Source organism: Rhizobium sp. 007 (assembly GCF_015353075.1).
GTDB lineage: Bacteria > Pseudomonadota > Alphaproteobacteria > Rhizobiales > Rhizobiaceae > Rhizobium.
Map to the genome: position 1 here is coordinate 2,492,970 of NZ_CP064187.1, position 15,305 is coordinate 2,508,274.

Consider the following 15,305-nt stretch of genomic DNA (forward strand, 5'->3'; position numbering starts at 1 on the left):
GGCACAATTGCTTGAAACCGAAGCCTAGGATGCACCCGATCAAGCGATCGCCCTTCCGCGGTCGGTCGATTTTACCTGGTGAGTTCGGCCGCAGAGGAACTCTACCCGCGTGCCCACTTCAGGCCGGACGAACTGCCTCGACACTCGCACTTGAACAAAACCCCTCTCCCGCTGGTTATTCTGCAAAATCGCGAGAGAACGACGATGGATTTCCTAGAGGCGGTCAACGCTGCCGGATCCTGGCTGCAGGCTTTCCTTCTCAATGAGTGGACGCTCTATCAGTCCGCCCTGATTGTCGCTGGTTACCTGCTTTCCGGCTTGCTGGCAAAACGGATCGAGCCGGCTCTGGAATCGCGCGCCCGCACCATCAAGGGAAATCCGGATCTGCTTCGCGTCATCATCGCATTCATGCGGCGAACACGCTGGCTCTTTCTGATTGTGCTGCTGGCGATTGCGGATGTGGTGCTGTTGCGAATTGCGTGGCCATCGCACCGGTGGCTGGTAGCAACAGCCCTCACTCTCGTGGTGGCGTGGTTCGTCATCTCGGTACTCACGCGCATCATCCGAAACCAGATGCTGGCGCGTGTCGTTGCCGCCGCCGGCTGGTTCTACTTTGCACTTTACGCGCTTGGGCTGGATCGCGCGCTTCTGGCAGCACTCGATGGTATTGCCGTCAATCTCGGCGCCGTTCGCCTTTCTATGCTGCTCGTCTTGAAGGCCATCGTCCTTTCCGTCGCGCTGATCTGGCTTGCGGTTCTGATCGGCAACATGTCGTCGAACTGGATCCAGAAGTCCGCGGATCTCACGCCCTCCTTGAAGGTTCTCATCAGCAAACTGATCAAGATTGGGCTCATTGTCTTTGCGGGCACGATCGCCTTGTCTGCGACAGGCATCGACCTGACGGCGCTCACGGTTTTTTCAGGTGCTGTCGGCGTCGGCATTGGTTTCGGCCTGCAGAAGGTCGTCTCCAACTTCATATCCGGAATCATCATCCTGCTCGATAAATCCATCAAACCGGGCGACACGATTACGCTGGGGGAAACCTTCGGCTCTATCCGCGACCTGCGCTCCCGCTTCGTCTCCGTCATCACCAGAGATGGCAAGGAGTACCTCATTCCAAACGAAGACTTCATTTCCCAGCAAGTCGTCAACTGGTCGTTTTCCAGCGATTATGTCCGCATCGAGGTGGATTTCGGAACCTCGTATGACAGCGATCCGCACGAGGTTGCCCGCATCGCGATCGAGGCGGCCAAGACCATTCCGCGGGTTGCCGGCACCTACGCCCAGCCGGTCTGCTGGATGACGGCCTTCGGGGCATCATCGGTCGATTTCAAGCTGAGATTCTGGATCTCCGACCCGAGCAACGGCCTTACCAACGTGCGCGGTGAAGTACTCATGGCATTATGGGATGCATTCAAGGCAGCCGGCATTTCGATCCCGTTCCCGCATCGCGAAATCATCATGAAGACACCTGTCGAGCTTGCCCGCGCATCTCTTCGGCAACGGCCAGATGATGAGCGCGCTTCCGGCAGCCCCAAATCCGGGAACTGAATTGCCTCAAAGACGTTCGGCAATATCCGTTCACGAGGTCACCGCCATGCGCCGCGCCGCTTACTTGCTCTCCCTCGCACTCGCCGGCTCCCAGCCGCTTGCGGCAGCCGCTCAGGAAGCCAATTTCCTCCAGTCGCTTGCCGGAAACTGGCAAGGCGCAGGCCAGGTGCTGATGCGGATCGGCAGCGATCCGGTCAACGTGCGGTGCAGCTTCGCAACGACGGCGGGCCGAGCCAACTTCTCCATGAACGGCAGTTGCCGGGGCTTTGTCGTCGTGCGCCGGGCCGTTTCGGCAAATCTGAGGGTCAGCGGCGGGCGCTATAGCGGGACCTATGTCGGACCGATGGGCCTGCCGTCTGCGCTTTCTGGAAGCCGCCGCGGAAACGCCATCAATCTTTCCGTACGCTGGGCCCGCCCCGTGAACGGCGACCGGAACGCCACCATGACCATCGAGAAGGTCGGGGCGGATGGCTTGCGCCTGCGCACGGTCGATCGCGACCATGCGACCGGAGGGTCGGTCGTCACCAGCAACATCGATCTTATGCGTCAGTGAACTTCCGCAAGTCTGTCCAGCCGGTTTCGTCAGTTGCTCGTCTGCGTCGCGGCCGCTTCCGGGGCCGAGCCGTTCCTGGCGAGTTGCCCGATGGCCACCAGAACCAGCACGGCAAGGACGCCTACCGCCGATGTCAACGCCAGCGACCAGACGACGCCGATGCTCCCGATCAGGTAGGCCAGCGCAAAGGGTGCGACCGCCGACACGATCAGGCGCGCCGCCATCACCCGGCCCTGCATCTTTCCATAGCCGTCGCTTCCGAAGAGCAACAGCGGAAGCGTTCCGGTGACGATGCTGAAAAGGCCGTTCCCCAGGCCGAAGACAACTGCGAATGCGATGGCGCCGGCAACGGAAGGCGCGGTCGGGATGAGCAGGAATACCGCTGCCGACATAAGCGTGGCCGCGATGATGGCAAGCTTGAGCGGCGGCAGGTTCACGCCGAAGAGCATGTTCGTCAACCTGCTGAGAACCTGCGAGGGGCCAAAGAACGTCCCGACCAGCGCCGCTGTCGCGCCGAGCCCGAGGCCGGAAAGCAGAGGCACCATATGGACGAGGATGGCCGAGCTCACCAGCGACTGGAGGGAGAAGGAAAGCGCCATCAGAACGAAACCCATCCTGCGCGCCGATGCGGCAAGCGTTCCTTCCACGCGTCTCGCCGGCGAGGCCTTGCCGCTTCGCTCCCGGTTTCGGCGCATCTGCCGCGAGAGCACGGCATGGATAGGCAGGCAGATGATGAGGTTGAGGCCCGCGAATACCAGATAGACCTGCTGCCACGACATCTCAGCGTGCAGCATCGTCGTGATCGGCCAGAAGATCGTCGAGGCAAACCCGCCGATGAGCGTCAGGTAGGTGATGCTCCGTTGTGCCGCCTGCGGCCGGATCTGCACGAGCAGCGCGAAGGCCGCGCCATATTGAACGAGGTTCGACGCCGCCTCGATGCCGATCAGCGCCGCCACGAAGGAAATCCTGCCGGGCGCCAGCGCGCAGGCGACAAGTGCCGCCGCCGCGATCGCCGATCCCGCCGTCATGATCCGTCCGGCGCCGAAGCGGTCGATCCATTTGCCGAGCGCAGGTGCCATAAGGCCGCCGATCAGGAGAGCCGCGGACAATGCGCCGAAGACGGCCTCGGACGGCCATCCGAGATCCCGCGACATATCGGGGGCGAGGATGCTGAAGCTGTAATAGAGCGTGCCGTAGCCGATGATCTGCGTGATGCCAAGGGCGATAGTGGCAGCAATCGGCGGAGGTTCGGTCATATGGATTTCAGGCTCACGCGCTGTTCGAGCTTATCGGCCTCTTCCTTGCGCTCGCTGTAGCGATCGGTGAGATAGGCGGAAGCGTCGCGGGTAAGCCACGTGAATTTCACCAATTCCTCGCAGACGTCAACCACCCGGTCGTAATAAGACGAGGATCTCATGCGGCCGTCCGCGTCGAACTCCTGAAAAGCCTTGGCGACTGACGACTGGTTCGGAATCGTGATCATGCGCATCCAGCGGCCGAGCATGCGCATCTGCCCAACGGCGTTGAAAGACTGCGAGCCGCCCGACACCTGCATGACGGCGAGCGTCTTGCCCTGCGTTGGCCGCACCGAGCCTACCGAAAGCGGAATCCAGTCGATCTGCGCCTTCATGATGCCGGTCATGGCGCCATGGCGTTCGGGCGAAACCCATACCTGCCCTTCCGACCACTGCGAGAGATCGCGCAGTTCCTGGACCTTCGGATGGCTCACCGGCTCCGCATCAGGAAGCGGCAATCCCTCCGGATTGAATATCCGCACCTCGCAGCCGAAGTGCTCGAGCAGGCGCGCCGCCTCATGGGCGAGCAGCCTGCTATAGGAGACCGTGCGTAGCGAACCGTAGAGGATCAGGATACGGGGCTTGTGCTTCGAGAATGGCGGTTGCAGCGCTGCCAGATCGAGCGGCCGCAGATGTTCGCGGGAGGCTGCCGGCAGATCAGACAATGCGCCTGCCTTCCGCATCGAGAACCTGTTCGCCGTCTTCCTTGGCGAAGGCGCCCTTATGGGTGTCCGGCAGGATATCCAGAACCGCCTCGGATGGCCGCGCCAGTCGCGTGCCGAGCGGCGTCACGACGAAGGGCCGGTTGATGAGGATCGGATCTTTCAGCATCGCATCGAGAAGCTGATCGTCGGTCAGGGCCGCGTCATCGAGCCCGAACTCCGCATAGGGCGTATCCTTCTCGCGGATGGCCTGGCGCACCGTCAGGCCGGCGTCGGCGATCATCTTGACTAGCTCCGCGCGCGACGGCGGGGTTTGCAGATACTCGATGACCGTCGGCTCGATCCCGGCATTGCGGATCATCGCCAGCGTGTTGCGCGACGTGCCGCAATCTGGATTGTGATAGATGGTGGCTTTCATAGCTTTGTCTCAGGTGAAAGGGTTGACGATGCACCCGGCTGCAGCAACCAGGTGAAAAGAAAGAGCGCCGCGACCGCGCCGGCGATTTCGGCGACCCAGAAGCCCGGAAGATCGACCGGACGGATGCCGGAAAAGGTGTCGGTCAGCGAGCGGGCGAAGGCAACGGCCGGATTGGCGAAGGAAGTCGAAGCGGTGAACCAGTAGGCGGCCGTGATATAAAGCCCCACCAACCATGGCACCGCCTTCTGCTCGAAGCGGATCCCGGCGAGGATCACCGCCACCAGGCCGAAGGTCGCGACACCTTCGGAAAACCATTGCGCCCCGCCGGTGCGCACCTTTGTCGACAGCTGGACGAGCGGAAGATCGAACATCAGATGGGCCGCAATCGTCCCGATGGCGCCGCCAGCAACCTGCGCCAGGACGTAGCAGAGGAAATCGCGTTTCGGCAGCGACCGCGATATCGCGAAGACCAGCGAGACCGCCGGATTGAAATGAGCTCCGGAAACCGGCGCGAGGATAGTGATCAGCACCACCAGGATGGCGCCGGTCGCCAGCGTGTTGCCGAGCAGCGCCAGTCCTACATCCTGCGTCAGCGATGTCGCCATGATGCCCGACCCGACCACGGTCGCGACGAGAAGTGCTGTGCCGAGGCCCTCGGACACAAGGCGGCGCGGCAAATCGAACATCATCGTTATCCTGCCTTCACCGGATTGCTCGTCGAACCTTCCATGGCGCCGATCTGGCGCAGGTGCTGCTCCAGAGCGAGCTTGTCGATCGACGACAAAGGCAGGCTCAGGAAGGCCATGATCCGGTTCTTCAGGAACCGCGCGGCCTGCGCGAAAGCCCAGCCCTTCTCGACTTCGCTGCCCTCGACAGCGGCCGGATCCTCGACGCCCCAGTGGGCAGTCATCGGATGGCCGATCCAGACAGGGCAGGCTTCGCCCGCGGCGCTGTCGCAGACCGCGCACCCGCCTCGGCAAACACGTCCCAGCTCTTCGAGCTGAAGCCGGTCGAAGGATAGCCCAGCGCCTGCAGCTCCTTCAACGCATAGGGATTGACCTTACCCTTGGGTTGGCTCCCTGCCGAAAACGCCCGGAAGCGGCCCTTGCCTTCGGCGTTGAGAATGGACTCCGCCAGGATCGAGCGGGCGGAATTGCCGGTGCAAAGGAACAGCACATGGTAGAGACGGTCGGCAGTCATTGCAGTTTCTCCTCCACTTTAGGCGCGCAGCATGCGGCGACCGCCGCCACAGGTGCGCAGATTTCAGGGTTCCCGGCGCAGCAGTCTTCCATCAGGAAGCGGATCAGACCGCCCAGCGCACTATAGTTCGCGGTGTAGATGATCGAGCGGGATTCACGCTTCTGGCTGATGAGGCCGGATCGTTCGAGCTCCTTGAGATGGAAGGAGACATTCGACGGCGAGACGGCCGTCTTCTCCGCAACCATGCCGGCGGCCATGCCGTCTGGACCCGCGACCACCAGCACGCGGACGATCTGCAGGCGGGTCTCCTGGGAGAGCGCGGCGAAGGCGCTCAGGGCTTGACGTTGATCCATATTTCAATAATCCTTGAATCGTTGAAATTAGGATTAATGCAAATGAACGCGATCGACAACAGCAAAATGCAGGACCGCGACGTCAGCCTCGGCCCGCTTCTCGACTTCCTGGCAGGCGCCAAGGATTTGCCCTTGGTTTTCCATTACGACGGTCGGCCGGTAAAACCGGGCTACCACGTCACCGAAGTCAAGGCCGGTGAGTTCGCAGCGCTCGACTGCGGCGCCAACCCGGAAGCATGGCGAGAGATTTTCATCCAGCTATGGGACATCGAAGAGGACGACCGCACGCATATGCCGGCTGGAAAATTCCACGCAATCATCCGCAAGGTGACCGAGCATGTGAAGCTCGACGGGTCTGCGAGGCTGACATTCGAAATCAGCGACGGCGTGCGGCCAATGCAGCTTTATTGGGCGGCCATGCCGGCCCTGCTGGGTGGCATGGTGCACGTCGAACTTGCGCCTCGCCCGGCAAGCTGCAAGCCGCGCGACCGCTGGCTCAAAGAGGAAGCACGAAAGACTGAAGCCTGCTGCAGGCCCACGCATGGCAAAGATACCTGCTGCGCCTAGAAGGCATTGAAAAGCCAACGGCCCACATCAGCGACAGTTATCTCCGGCCCTTCCTAATCATATTGGGCAGGTTGATATGTCGTCGGGACACTGCCGTTATACGTTCCATGAGGTTTGTGCTGTTTTACATTGTAGTGTGCTTTTCCGTCAGCCTTGCTGTGGGCGTCACCATATATCCGATCTTTGAACCGCCACCCGGGCCGGCGCAGGATTCCTCGCGGCAAAGCTCCCGTCCTCAAGCAGCCAGGATGGCGGGCAAGACCTCTCGCCTGATGCCTTGCGCCAATGCCTCGTCCTGCCTCCAGGCGCCAACGAGCGCTGACCCGAACGACGCTTTTCGTTTCCGACCACCGGTTTTTGTGCCGGCCTCTCCCCGCACCCCGTCGGCGGGTGTGCCCGCGAGACGTGAGCTTTAAATGGTTGCCCCGGCCCCAGACCAAGCCCTCCGCATCGTCGCATTCCGGCAGCAGGTCGACCGAACGCGCGAATGCAACGCTTCATTAACCACGTCTAGCGTACTTTTGGCAAAACCAAGGAGGTCGGCAGGTTGAGGGGGCGAACAACACTAGCTCGTAGCGCAGCGTATTTCGTAATCGCGTCTTTGCTGGCGGGCTGCGTGAGCGGACCGGACCACACGCCTCCGGAGATGCCGCTGCCGGCGAAATTCGGTGAGGGCAGCACCAAGAATATCGGTGATGTTGCGACGGTGGCCTGGTGGTCGGCCTATCGCGACAGGCAGCTCGACAGCCTGGTGGCGCGCGGCATCGACCAGAACCTCGACGTGCTGCAGGCGATGGAGCGCATCAATTCGGCGTCCTCGAATGTGACGGTCGCCGGGGCCGGTTCGCTGCCGAGCCTGGTGGTCGGTGCCTCGCACACGGTGTCGGGCCAGATGGGCTCGGAGCGCACCCGGGTGGGTGCTACCAACACCACTGGCGGCGAGGCCAATGTCTCCTGGCTGCTCGATCTCTTCGGCCAGTACCGCCGCTCCAAGGAAAGCGCGCTTGCCTCGCTCGATTCGGCCTATGCCAGCGCCGACGTGGCCCGGCTTGCCTTCCTGCAGGATCTCGTCTCGACCTATATCGACGCCCGCTTCTACCAGGAGCGCATTGCGCTGTCGAAGGCCAACCTGCAATCGCGCCGGGAGACCTACGACCTCACCAAGTTCCAGCTGGAAGCCGGGGCCGCCTCCAGGCTCGACGTCGTCCAGGCCGAGGGCCTGGTGCAGTCGACGCAGGCCGAAATCCCCGGTCTGGAAACCAACTTCCGCGTCTCGGCGCATCACATCGCCACGCTGCTCGGCCTGCCGGCCTCCTCGCTGATGGCCGAACTGCAGAGGGGGGCCGCCCAGCCGGTCTACCGTGCCGGCATCATCTCCGGCATCCCGGCCGACCTGATCCGCAACCGTCCCGACATCCGCGTGGCCGAGCGCAATCTGGCAGCGGCGACCGCCAATATCGGCGTCGCCCAATCGCAGCTTTATCCGTCGATCGCGCTGTCCGGCTCGATCTCGCCGACCTGGGTCAACCCGGCCAGTGGCCGCGGCGGCGGCCTGACCACCTGGTCCTTCGGCCCGACGCTCAACCTGCCGATCTTCGACGGCGGCCGCCTGCGCGCCAATGTCGACATTGCCAAGTCGGACGCCAAGACCGCCTATCTCGCCTGGAAGGCAGCGGTGCTCAACGCCGTCGAGGAGGTGGAGAACGCGCTGTCGGCGGTGCGCCGCGACGCCCAGACGGTGGAAGCGCTGCGCGCCCAGGTCAAGACGACGCAGGAATCGCTGGAACTGTCGACGGCAAGCTACAAGGACGGCGCCTCCTCGCTGCTCGACGTGCTCGACGCCCAGCGCCAGGTGTCGCTGGCCCAGGCGAGCCTGGCGGCGGCCGTGCAGCAGATGGCCAAGGACTACGTCTCCCTCAACGTCGCCATCGGCGGCGGCTATGCCCCGGGCGGCAAGGTCAATTCTGTCTCCGCCACCGTGGCAAAGGGCCCCACAAAGAGCTGAAAAAGCCGAAGCACGCGGCGCGACCGCTCGCGGTCAAGGGAGGAAAAAGGACCCGTTCTGCCTATTGACGAGCCCTTCTCCCTTCATCGGAGGAGTAATGAGACGGTCTCGCAAGGATGATACCGCTCTCAAGCATCAGACCCACGATTTCCCGGTCTTGAACATTTCTACAAATGGATGAGCCTGCCCTACGCCCCGATACGCACTATGACGATCGCGCGAACGCGCTTCCTGTGCCGGAAGAGGACAGGAACCGGCCCGCTCGGCTATCACCCAAAGGGATTAGTTGATTTCGTGCAGTAGTATGGCATCCTTGCGTCGGGATCGGGGGCCGTACCGAGTAGAACCAATTCCAAATGCGGCAGCTAATACTCGCGGGCTAATGACCGCGAAAAGCTCCTTGCGGAAGGGCTCGCTTCATTGCTGAAGCGAGCCCGGCTTTTTCGGCCCCCAAGAATATCGAGCAGTCTTCAGTCTTATACAGAATAACAGCGTCCCCGCTTGTAGGGGCGCCGGGGATACTCAGATCCTCTTCCTTCTCGGCCAACAAGCATCGGAACTCGGCTCCTTCGAGGCAAACCGCGCCTTCCACCCCTGACCCAGGTGGCACTCGAGACGGCCCTGCCCGCGAAAGCATGCGAAGCCTTCACAGCAGTTCGGGGAGTTCAGCAGCAACCACGCATGATCAATGCATGAAATCCCTGATCTTGTAGGCAACCTCCGTCCGGTTGGTGGCATTCAGCTTTTTCATGATGTTGCGGATGTGAACCTTTACCGTACTTTCGCAAAGCTTCATTTCATACGCGATGATCTTGTTGGCCTTGCCGCGCAGCAAGGCTTCTGCCACGACCGCTTCACGCGGCGTGAAGAGTTCATCGGTGCAGTTCATGCCGTTGCTGACAGCACTGATCACATGCCTCGCAGCAAGAATGCTGCTCGCGGGAATGAAAATTCCCCCGGCCTGGGCCAGGCCGATCGCTTCTGCAGCAACGCCAATACTGACAGTGGTGGGTATGTAGCCTCGGGCGCCGTATTCCAGCGCTTTGAGGATTTGCGAAAGTTCGTCGCTTTCCGCCCCCACGACGACAGGGCTGGATTTGAACTTCTCGGTCAATTTCGCGATCGCTTGGCCCACATCGGCATCCGTGATCTTCTTTCCGCCGATCATCAAAAGGATGACGGCGGGATCATGCTGGATATGCTGGTTCTGCCAGTCCTCCAGCGAATTGGCGGAAATGATGTTCAAGGCCGGTTGATACTCGCGAAGGCTGCGTGACAGGCACTCCCGGTCAAGCGCCCGCGAATCGATCAGCAGCAGATACTCCGCATGCTCTTCCGTCGTGACGATATTCGCCGACGACAGACTCCGTACCGGATCCCTCGCCTTCAAGGAAATGAGGCGGGTTGTCCTTGCGATACCAGTATTTTCGCTGGTTATTTGTTGCCCGTTCATAGCCGACTCCTACTCTCAACAAAATTGGCAGCCAAAACTAGAGACCAATTTGAAATACATACGCTTTACTTGCAAATCATACGATTAGATCAAACTTTAGGGCCAGATCTAAAGTACTTTTACAGTCGTATGAAATCCAAACGCCCAACATTAAACTTGCATTAATTATAAATGTCGGCATTAACATATGTTAACCACTACTCATAAAAGATCACATCTAGAACTTATTTCTTACCGCACAATAACATTGCCCCTAATCACTTTAGCCACAAAGAGCTACGAATATTGTGAATAATCCTCATATTTTATAGAATTATCCACAGAGATGCCCTGTCGGCTCTTCTTTTCGAATAGCCCCCAAAACACCTGGAAGTATTTCAGGAATTTACAGCCGGCGCTCCGCCGGCGGCGCCAGGTAGCTTGGGTCGAAATCGACCAGTTCCTCGAGTTTCTTCCTGTCGAGGAATTCGACGACGCCACTTTTGAATACAAGCAGGCCGCTGAGCCGCATATCTTTCAGGACGCGATTGATATGGACGGTCGAAAGACCGACGGCATCACCGATTTCGGCCTGTGTCAGCGGACATTCAAAACCATCCGCCGACTCGTGCTGGAAGACACCCAGCCGGACGGCCAGCTCGAGAAGAAGATGCGCCGTCCGGGCAAGAGCATCGCGGCGCCCGATATTCGCCATCCTTTCGGTCAGCCGGGCTTGACGGCGCACCATCTCCAGGAGCAGCGCGCGGTGCAGGTCGTTCGAAGCGCTCTCGGGCTTTCGATCGCCGAGCGCCGGCAGTTCGTAGATGCGGATGTTGGAGAGCGCCTGCATCGTCTCGCGCGACAATTCCGCCGAAGCAGTCCACACGATATCGCCGGGAAGCGAAAAATCGGACACCATGCGTGTGCCATTTGGAAGCAGCTTCCAGGATATTATCCAGCCGCTGATCAGATAGAAGATGCGGGCCCGGCGATTTCCGACCTCGAAGATCGTTTCGCCGGCTTGGTAACCGCGGTACGCTCCCCCCGCAAATTCGCGACGCTTGAGATGACGACTTGCCGAAAGCTCATATTCCGCGGTGGTCAGTGTTACCATTCCCCAAACCCCGTAAGCGAACATCCGCTTTGACTGAACAAAAGTATAATCTTAAGGTTGGAAAATACACAATATCATGCGTCTTTTGCCGTGTCGCTTACTCCATATTGCTTAAGTTGCTTGGGAGTGTGGTGTTGCAGCCTGTCGCAGGACTTTACGCGCATACATTGAATCTTTTGCGGGCGACGGGAAACAACGCTCCGCTGTGATCGGCAAGCCAGGGGAACATCTGGTCTTTCAATGCGGAATTCAACGAGGGCCGGCCGCAATGCCTCGCACGTCGTCCGACATCGGATATTCGCTGATCAGGCCTGGCCGCAGCGCAAATCGCAAGCGCCGCATTCCCGTTTCCGCACAGTCCATCGTCAGATTATATCTTTCCTGATCAATACCTTGGGCGAGCGCGGCTTTTAGAAGAGCAGGAATTTCGCTCACCGGCACATGCTCTTCATCCACAAAATAGGCTTCGCGCCCGACGGAGCGGAAGAAGCCCTCGACCTTTTTATCCCAGCTAAGTCCGACATGCGCAATGCGCAAGGAATAGGCGGCGATGCAGGCGTGGAGGCGATGGGAAACGATGGCATCCGCGGCATTCAGCAGCCGCAGCAACTGCCCTACGTCCGCAGGCCGATCGGCAAGATGGAGTACGCCTGAGGTAAGATGACGTACCATCGAGCCTTCGTTCACGATCGTCCTCGCGAAAATGTGATCTTCCGTGGCGCCGTTGCAGAACAGCATGACGCTGAATCCGTCCTCGATCAGCGCGTTTACAAGCTTGCAATACCCAGCCGCATCCCCAAGCGGTATCGGGCCCGTCTGGCTGGCATGCCGCGTGAGCACGACCGGTTCCGTGACGCAGATGGCGACCGTCTTTTTCGCGCTCGGTACGCGCGTCGTATCGGCTATCTGGGCGATCAGGAGCCCGGGATCAGGGATGATGTCCGGAACTGGACCGGTCGGAAAATGACGGCGCCAGCTATCGTAAGCAAACCTGTCGCGCACCGAGAGGTGCAGCAGCCGCACGCCGCCGATGCGGGCGAACAGTCGCCTGGCTGGCTCTGACCAATCGGAGCTTACGCCGACAGCATAAATCGCAAGCGGGCGGTCGAAGCGCCGAACGCAATCCAGAACTGTTCCGATCTTTAACGGGAAATTCAGGTCGTCGTCCTGGAACAGATTGCCGCCTCCGATGACGACTGCATCCGCCGCGGCAATCTTCCGTTCCCATTCCCCACGCTGCCGCCGGAGCGCTCGCCGGACGACGAACCCGACAGCCAGCCGCCGCGCAGGCTTTGGCAACCTTTGAAGCAGCTTGAGCAGATGCCGGCGCCGGCTGCTGCTTGCACCGCCGAACCCGCGACGGCCGGCAAGATCGACAGTCTCCACCTCGATGCCGCCGCCCGTTTGCGAAAGGCCGTGCTCGATGCAAAAAGCCAATATGCCGTCGCCAAGGTTCTCGCTGTATTTGACGTTGAAGACGACGATCTTGAAGGGCATCCTGCTCATGACCGCCTCTCCAATAAGCTCATGGTATTAGAGGCAGAGGCCCTCGCGCGGAGCGGATAGGGCGCAGTCAGGGCGGTCGTGGCGCCGGCAAGAATGTAGATCATCAGCCCGAGATCATAGACGGTGCCGGATGTGGAAGCCGTGACCAGCACCGCCAGGATCCCCATTTTCGCGGCGCGTATTGCCGCACCGCATTCATTCGGCTGCGACGATCCAACAGCCGGCTTCAACGACAGTACGGACCATATGAACAGCGCGAACAAAAACGCGCCGAGCACCCCGATATTGGACAGCAGCACCAGCACGAAGCTGGAGGCCCGTGCACTACCCAGCCCCGCACCGAAACCGAACGTGTCGAGGAACGTCTTGTAGGCAACGGCATTCCATTCCGCACGCTCTTGTCCCGACTGGCTGTCGACTTTCGAAAACAGCATCTCGTCGAAGAAGCCGGCAACGCCTGCCGAAAGTCCGGGCAGCGTCGCCAGGACAAGAAACACGATGAGCGGGGCCGCCGCGAGCGAGCCGGCAAAAAAGAGCGCCGGCTGGCGAGATCGGTCAGCGGGCGACTGGAAAAACGACCGCAAGAAAAGGACCGGAACAATAATCGCCAGACCGATAAGCCCCGTCGCCGATGTCGAAAAGAGCAATGCGATGAACAGAAGCCACGTCAAAGGGCCGATTGCCCGGCCACGGACGCCTTCGAGCCAGAGGCTGGCGATGATGGCAAACAGCACCAGCGTATAGCCAGCAAATGCCGATGCTTCCGGAAAAGTCCCCGAAATCCTCTTCAGCCCGCCCTTTTCGGCAGCGGTCAGCAGCGCGTAGTTTGCCGTCCTGACAAAGCCGAGCAAATATTCGGTCCGCGTGAAATAGGTGACGATATCGGCCAGTGCGAAGCTCAATGTCACCGTCGCGGTGACCAACACGGCTTTGATGAGATCGTCATGCGCGCCTGCGCGCCTAAAGAAGGCAAAGGTGCTGGCGAACGCCACCAGGCCGCCCACGGCATAGACGGTCTGCGTTATATTGCTCGACGAGGCACGCAGCGGCACGAGCGAGATTATGTTTCGCAGGCCGACCGACCGCTCGACGATCATGGTTTCCGTCATTCCTTGAAACAACCGCGGAAAGAACAATGCCGTAAACAGTCCGAAGACCGTCAATACCAACAGGATGAATCCAGCGCGCGACGGAGAGACTGCAGCGAAGATCTGTCCCTCGCCGAATGCCATGAAGATGCGTAGAACGAAAAACAGCAGAAAGAGGTTGGGCACCAGGATTGACGCTCCGCCCATTCCGGGCAGCGCAATGGCCGCCGCCGCGCCGAATGCAGTCGACAGCATCATCCATGTGAAAGAATGCCTGACCGGGGCGAACACCAGAATTGCCCCCAGCACAATGGTCATCAGCCCAATGAATTCGACCCGCATCCACCGCACCCAGTTTTCCTCAACAGAAAGCTATCATGCGCCGAAGCGGCTTGTATTTACGTCCGCCTTAAGCCCTTTGCGGTAGTCCTTCGGTCGAATTGGGCCCTTTCCCGCGAAAGTGCGCGTCGGTACGGTCCGCGGCATGAGAACGTTTACGCTCAAAACCTGTCTTCGTCGTACAGGCTGGCCGCGATCGTCTGGCCGCCGGCTGGGCATCGCGATCGCTGCCGCGCTTCTGTGCGCCGGCCTGGCAAATGCCGAAGACTGCGTGCCCGGCGACACCGGCGATCAAATCGATACCGAGGAGATGAAGCTCACTTTCGAAGACAACTTCGACGATCTCAGCGTGTCGGCCTGGGGGCCTGGAACCCGCTGGATCGCTCATACGCCGTGGTCCGGCGATTTCGGTGGCGCCCGTTTTGCCAATCCCGAACTCGGTTTTCCGTTTGTCGTCACCGACGGCGTTCTGCGCATCGAGGCGGCCCGCAACGCCCAGGGCGATTGGCGTTCCGGGCTGCTTGCCTCCGTTGACCCCAAGGGAATTGGCTTTTCGCAGTGCTACGGATATTTCGAGACGCGCGCCCAGCTGCCCATCGGGCCTGGCGTGTGGCCAGCTTTCTGGCTGATTGGCAAGGATAGGTCGAAATCGACCGCCGAGATCGATGTTCTTGAATTCTACGGAGACAAACCGGAAGGATATTCTTCGACCGTCCATGTCTGGCACCGCGGTGGCGGGCATTATTCGGATTTCTCGCGCATCGAGGTGTTCCGCGACGCAAGGCCCACCGACTTTCATACATATGGCGTGAAAATAGATTCCGAATTCATCCGCATGTATTTCGACGAGAAGCTGGTCTGGAAAACTAAAACCCAGCCGGAGCACCGCCAGCCGATGTATATCCTTGTCAATCTGGGACTGGCGAAAGACGCTGGCGAAATGAACGTTCCCGATCCTTCGCATATGTTCGTGGATTACGTCCGGGCTTACAGCGTCAGGTGACGCTCCGCATGGACCGCAGGCTCACCCTCGCATCCGATCAATTATCCGTCCGCACTCTAAAAAAACGCATGTATCACAAGGCGTTAGCAGAGGTGCGCGGGCGCCTGCCACATGGGACAGGGTATGGGAAAACCGGCCCTCTAAGACTTTCGTGCACTTGCTGTCATCCCAATGATCAACTGGCGATTTTCCTCGATCATGAAATCCTGTCTCCTCATT

General features: G+C 60.2%; 14 protein-coding genes and 1 pseudogene. 5 read left to right on the forward strand and 10 right to left on the reverse strand.

All coding sequences use genetic code 11. The annotated features are described in order from the left end of the window. Positions 1-204 precede the first annotated feature (204 nt). Together ISN39_RS12505 and ISN39_RS12510 are read left to right on the forward strand one after the other, a co-directional pair. Positions 205-1,551, forward strand: a complete 1,347-nt coding sequence (locus tag ISN39_RS12505; protein WP_194727704.1) for a mechanosensitive ion channel domain-containing protein — start codon at positions 205-207, stop codon at positions 1,549-1,551. A 46-nt stretch (positions 1,552-1,597) separates the two neighbouring features. Continuing rightward, the gene (locus ISN39_RS12510) at positions 1,598-2,104 is read left to right on the forward strand and encodes a hypothetical protein (RefSeq protein WP_194727705.1); all 507 of its coding nucleotides are present in this window, start codon (positions 1,598-1,600) and stop codon (positions 2,102-2,104) included. Between the two features lie 29 nt (positions 2,105-2,133). Here the strand turns inward: ISN39_RS12510 and arsK are convergent, their stop codons facing one another. The 6 genes and pseudogenes from arsK to ISN39_RS12540 form a co-directional block, all read right to left on the reverse strand. Next, the gene (gene arsK / locus ISN39_RS12515; protein WP_194727706.1) at positions 2,134-3,360 is read right to left on the reverse strand and encodes an arsenite efflux MFS transporter ArsK; all 1,227 of its coding nucleotides are present in this window, start codon (positions 3,358-3,360) and stop codon (positions 2,134-2,136) included. After that, a complete protein-coding gene (gene arsH, locus ISN39_RS12520) occupies positions 3,357-4,082 on the reverse strand; it encodes an arsenical resistance protein ArsH (protein ID WP_074069212.1) in 726 nt (241 codons plus the stop codon). The genes arsK and arsH overlap by 4 nt, the downstream gene beginning before the upstream one ends. Beyond that, complete coding sequence (gene arsC / locus ISN39_RS12525; RefSeq protein WP_194727707.1) at positions 4,057-4,479, reverse strand: arsenate reductase (glutaredoxin); 423 nt, start codon at positions 4,477-4,479, stop codon at positions 4,057-4,059. The genes arsH and arsC overlap by 26 nt, the downstream gene beginning before the upstream one ends. After that, positions 4,476-5,168, reverse strand: coding sequence for an MIP/aquaporin family protein (locus ISN39_RS12530; RefSeq protein ID WP_194727708.1), 693 nt, complete (start codon positions 5,166-5,168; stop codon positions 4,476-4,478). The genes arsC and ISN39_RS12530 overlap by 4 nt, the downstream gene beginning before the upstream one ends. Positions 5,169-5,170: 2 nt before the next feature. After that, positions 5,171-5,679 (reverse strand): annotated as a pseudogene (locus ISN39_RS12535) (arsenate reductase ArsC). Next, complete coding sequence (locus tag ISN39_RS12540) at positions 5,676-6,032, reverse strand: metalloregulator ArsR/SmtB family transcription factor (protein WP_194727709.1); 357 nt, start codon at positions 6,030-6,032, stop codon at positions 5,676-5,678. Before ISN39_RS12540 ends, ISN39_RS12535 begins: the two are co-directional and overlap by 4 nt. 42 nt (positions 6,033-6,074) lie before the next feature. Between ISN39_RS12540 and ISN39_RS12545 the strand changes: the two genes are divergently transcribed. Continuing rightward, positions 6,075-6,599 (forward strand): DUF6428 family protein, encoded by a 525-nt coding sequence (locus ISN39_RS12545; RefSeq protein WP_194727710.1) that lies wholly within the window; start codon positions 6,075-6,077, stop codon positions 6,597-6,599. Positions 6,600-7,191: 592 nt separating this feature from the next. After that, entirely contained in the window at positions 7,192-8,604 is a 1,413-nt protein-coding gene (locus tag ISN39_RS12550; protein ID WP_194730176.1) for an efflux transporter outer membrane subunit, read from the forward strand. A gap of 685 nt (positions 8,605-9,289) precedes the next feature. Here ISN39_RS12550 and ISN39_RS12555 read toward each other — a convergent pair. The 4 genes from ISN39_RS12555 to ISN39_RS12570 form a co-directional block, all read right to left on the reverse strand. Then, a complete protein-coding gene (locus ISN39_RS12555; RefSeq protein ID WP_194727711.1) occupies positions 9,290-10,057 on the reverse strand; it encodes a response regulator transcription factor in 768 nt (255 codons plus the stop codon). Between the two features lie 385 nt (positions 10,058-10,442). Beyond that, positions 10,443-11,150, reverse strand: a complete 708-nt coding sequence (locus ISN39_RS12560) for a Crp/Fnr family transcriptional regulator (RefSeq protein WP_194727712.1) — start codon at positions 11,148-11,150, stop codon at positions 10,443-10,445. A gap of 249 nt (positions 11,151-11,399) precedes the next feature. Further along, entirely contained in the window at positions 11,400-12,656 is a 1,257-nt protein-coding gene (locus tag ISN39_RS12565; RefSeq protein WP_194727713.1) for a polysaccharide pyruvyl transferase family protein, read from the reverse strand. Then, a complete protein-coding gene (locus tag ISN39_RS12570) occupies positions 12,653-14,086 on the reverse strand; it encodes a hypothetical protein (RefSeq protein ID WP_194730177.1) in 1,434 nt (477 codons plus the stop codon). Before ISN39_RS12570 ends, ISN39_RS12565 begins: the two co-directional genes overlap by 4 nt. A gap of 142 nt (positions 14,087-14,228) precedes the next feature. Between ISN39_RS12570 and ISN39_RS12575 the strand changes: the two genes are divergently transcribed. Beyond that, complete coding sequence (locus tag ISN39_RS12575; protein ID WP_194727714.1) at positions 14,229-15,086, forward strand: glycoside hydrolase family 16 protein; 858 nt, start codon at positions 14,229-14,231, stop codon at positions 15,084-15,086. Positions 15,087-15,305 lie beyond the last annotated feature (219 nt).

Coding starts and splice junctions, on each gene's coding strand:
- ISN39_RS12505 (WP_194727704.1), top strand. CDS start 205: ATGGATTTCCTAGAGGCGGTCAACGCTGCCGGATCCTGGCTGCAGGCT.
- ISN39_RS12510 (WP_194727705.1), top strand. CDS start 1,598: ATGCGCCGCGCCGCTTACTTGCTCTCCCTCGCACTCGCCGGCTCCCAG.
- arsK (WP_194727706.1), bottom strand. CDS start 3,360: ATGACCGAACCTCCGCCGATTGCTGCCACTATCGCCCTTGGCATCACG.
- arsH (WP_074069212.1), bottom strand. CDS start 4,082: ATGCGGAAGGCAGGCGCATTGTCTGATCTGCCGGCAGCCTCCCGCGAA.
- arsC (WP_194727707.1), bottom strand. CDS start 4,479: ATGAAAGCCACCATCTATCACAATCCAGATTGCGGCACGTCGCGCAAC.
- ISN39_RS12530 (WP_194727708.1), bottom strand. CDS start 5,168: ATGATGTTCGATTTGCCGCGCCGCCTTGTGTCCGAGGGCCTCGGCACA.
- ISN39_RS12540 (WP_194727709.1), bottom strand. CDS start 6,032: ATGGATCAACGTCAAGCCCTGAGCGCCTTCGCCGCGCTCTCCCAGGAG.
- ISN39_RS12545 (WP_194727710.1), top strand. CDS start 6,075: ATGAACGCGATCGACAACAGCAAAATGCAGGACCGCGACGTCAGCCTC.
- ISN39_RS12555 (WP_194727711.1), bottom strand. CDS start 10,057: ATGAACGGGCAACAAATAACCAGCGAAAATACTGGTATCGCAAGGACA.
- ISN39_RS12560 (WP_194727712.1), bottom strand. CDS start 11,150: ATGGTAACACTGACCACCGCGGAATATGAGCTTTCGGCAAGTCGTCAT.
- ISN39_RS12565 (WP_194727713.1), bottom strand. CDS start 12,656: ATGAGCAGGATGCCCTTCAAGATCGTCGTCTTCAACGTCAAATACAGC.
- ISN39_RS12570 (WP_194730177.1), bottom strand. CDS start 14,086: ATGCGGGTCGAATTCATTGGGCTGATGACCATTGTGCTGGGGGCAATT.
- ISN39_RS12575 (WP_194727714.1), top strand. CDS start 14,229: ATGAGAACGTTTACGCTCAAAACCTGTCTTCGTCGTACAGGCTGGCCG.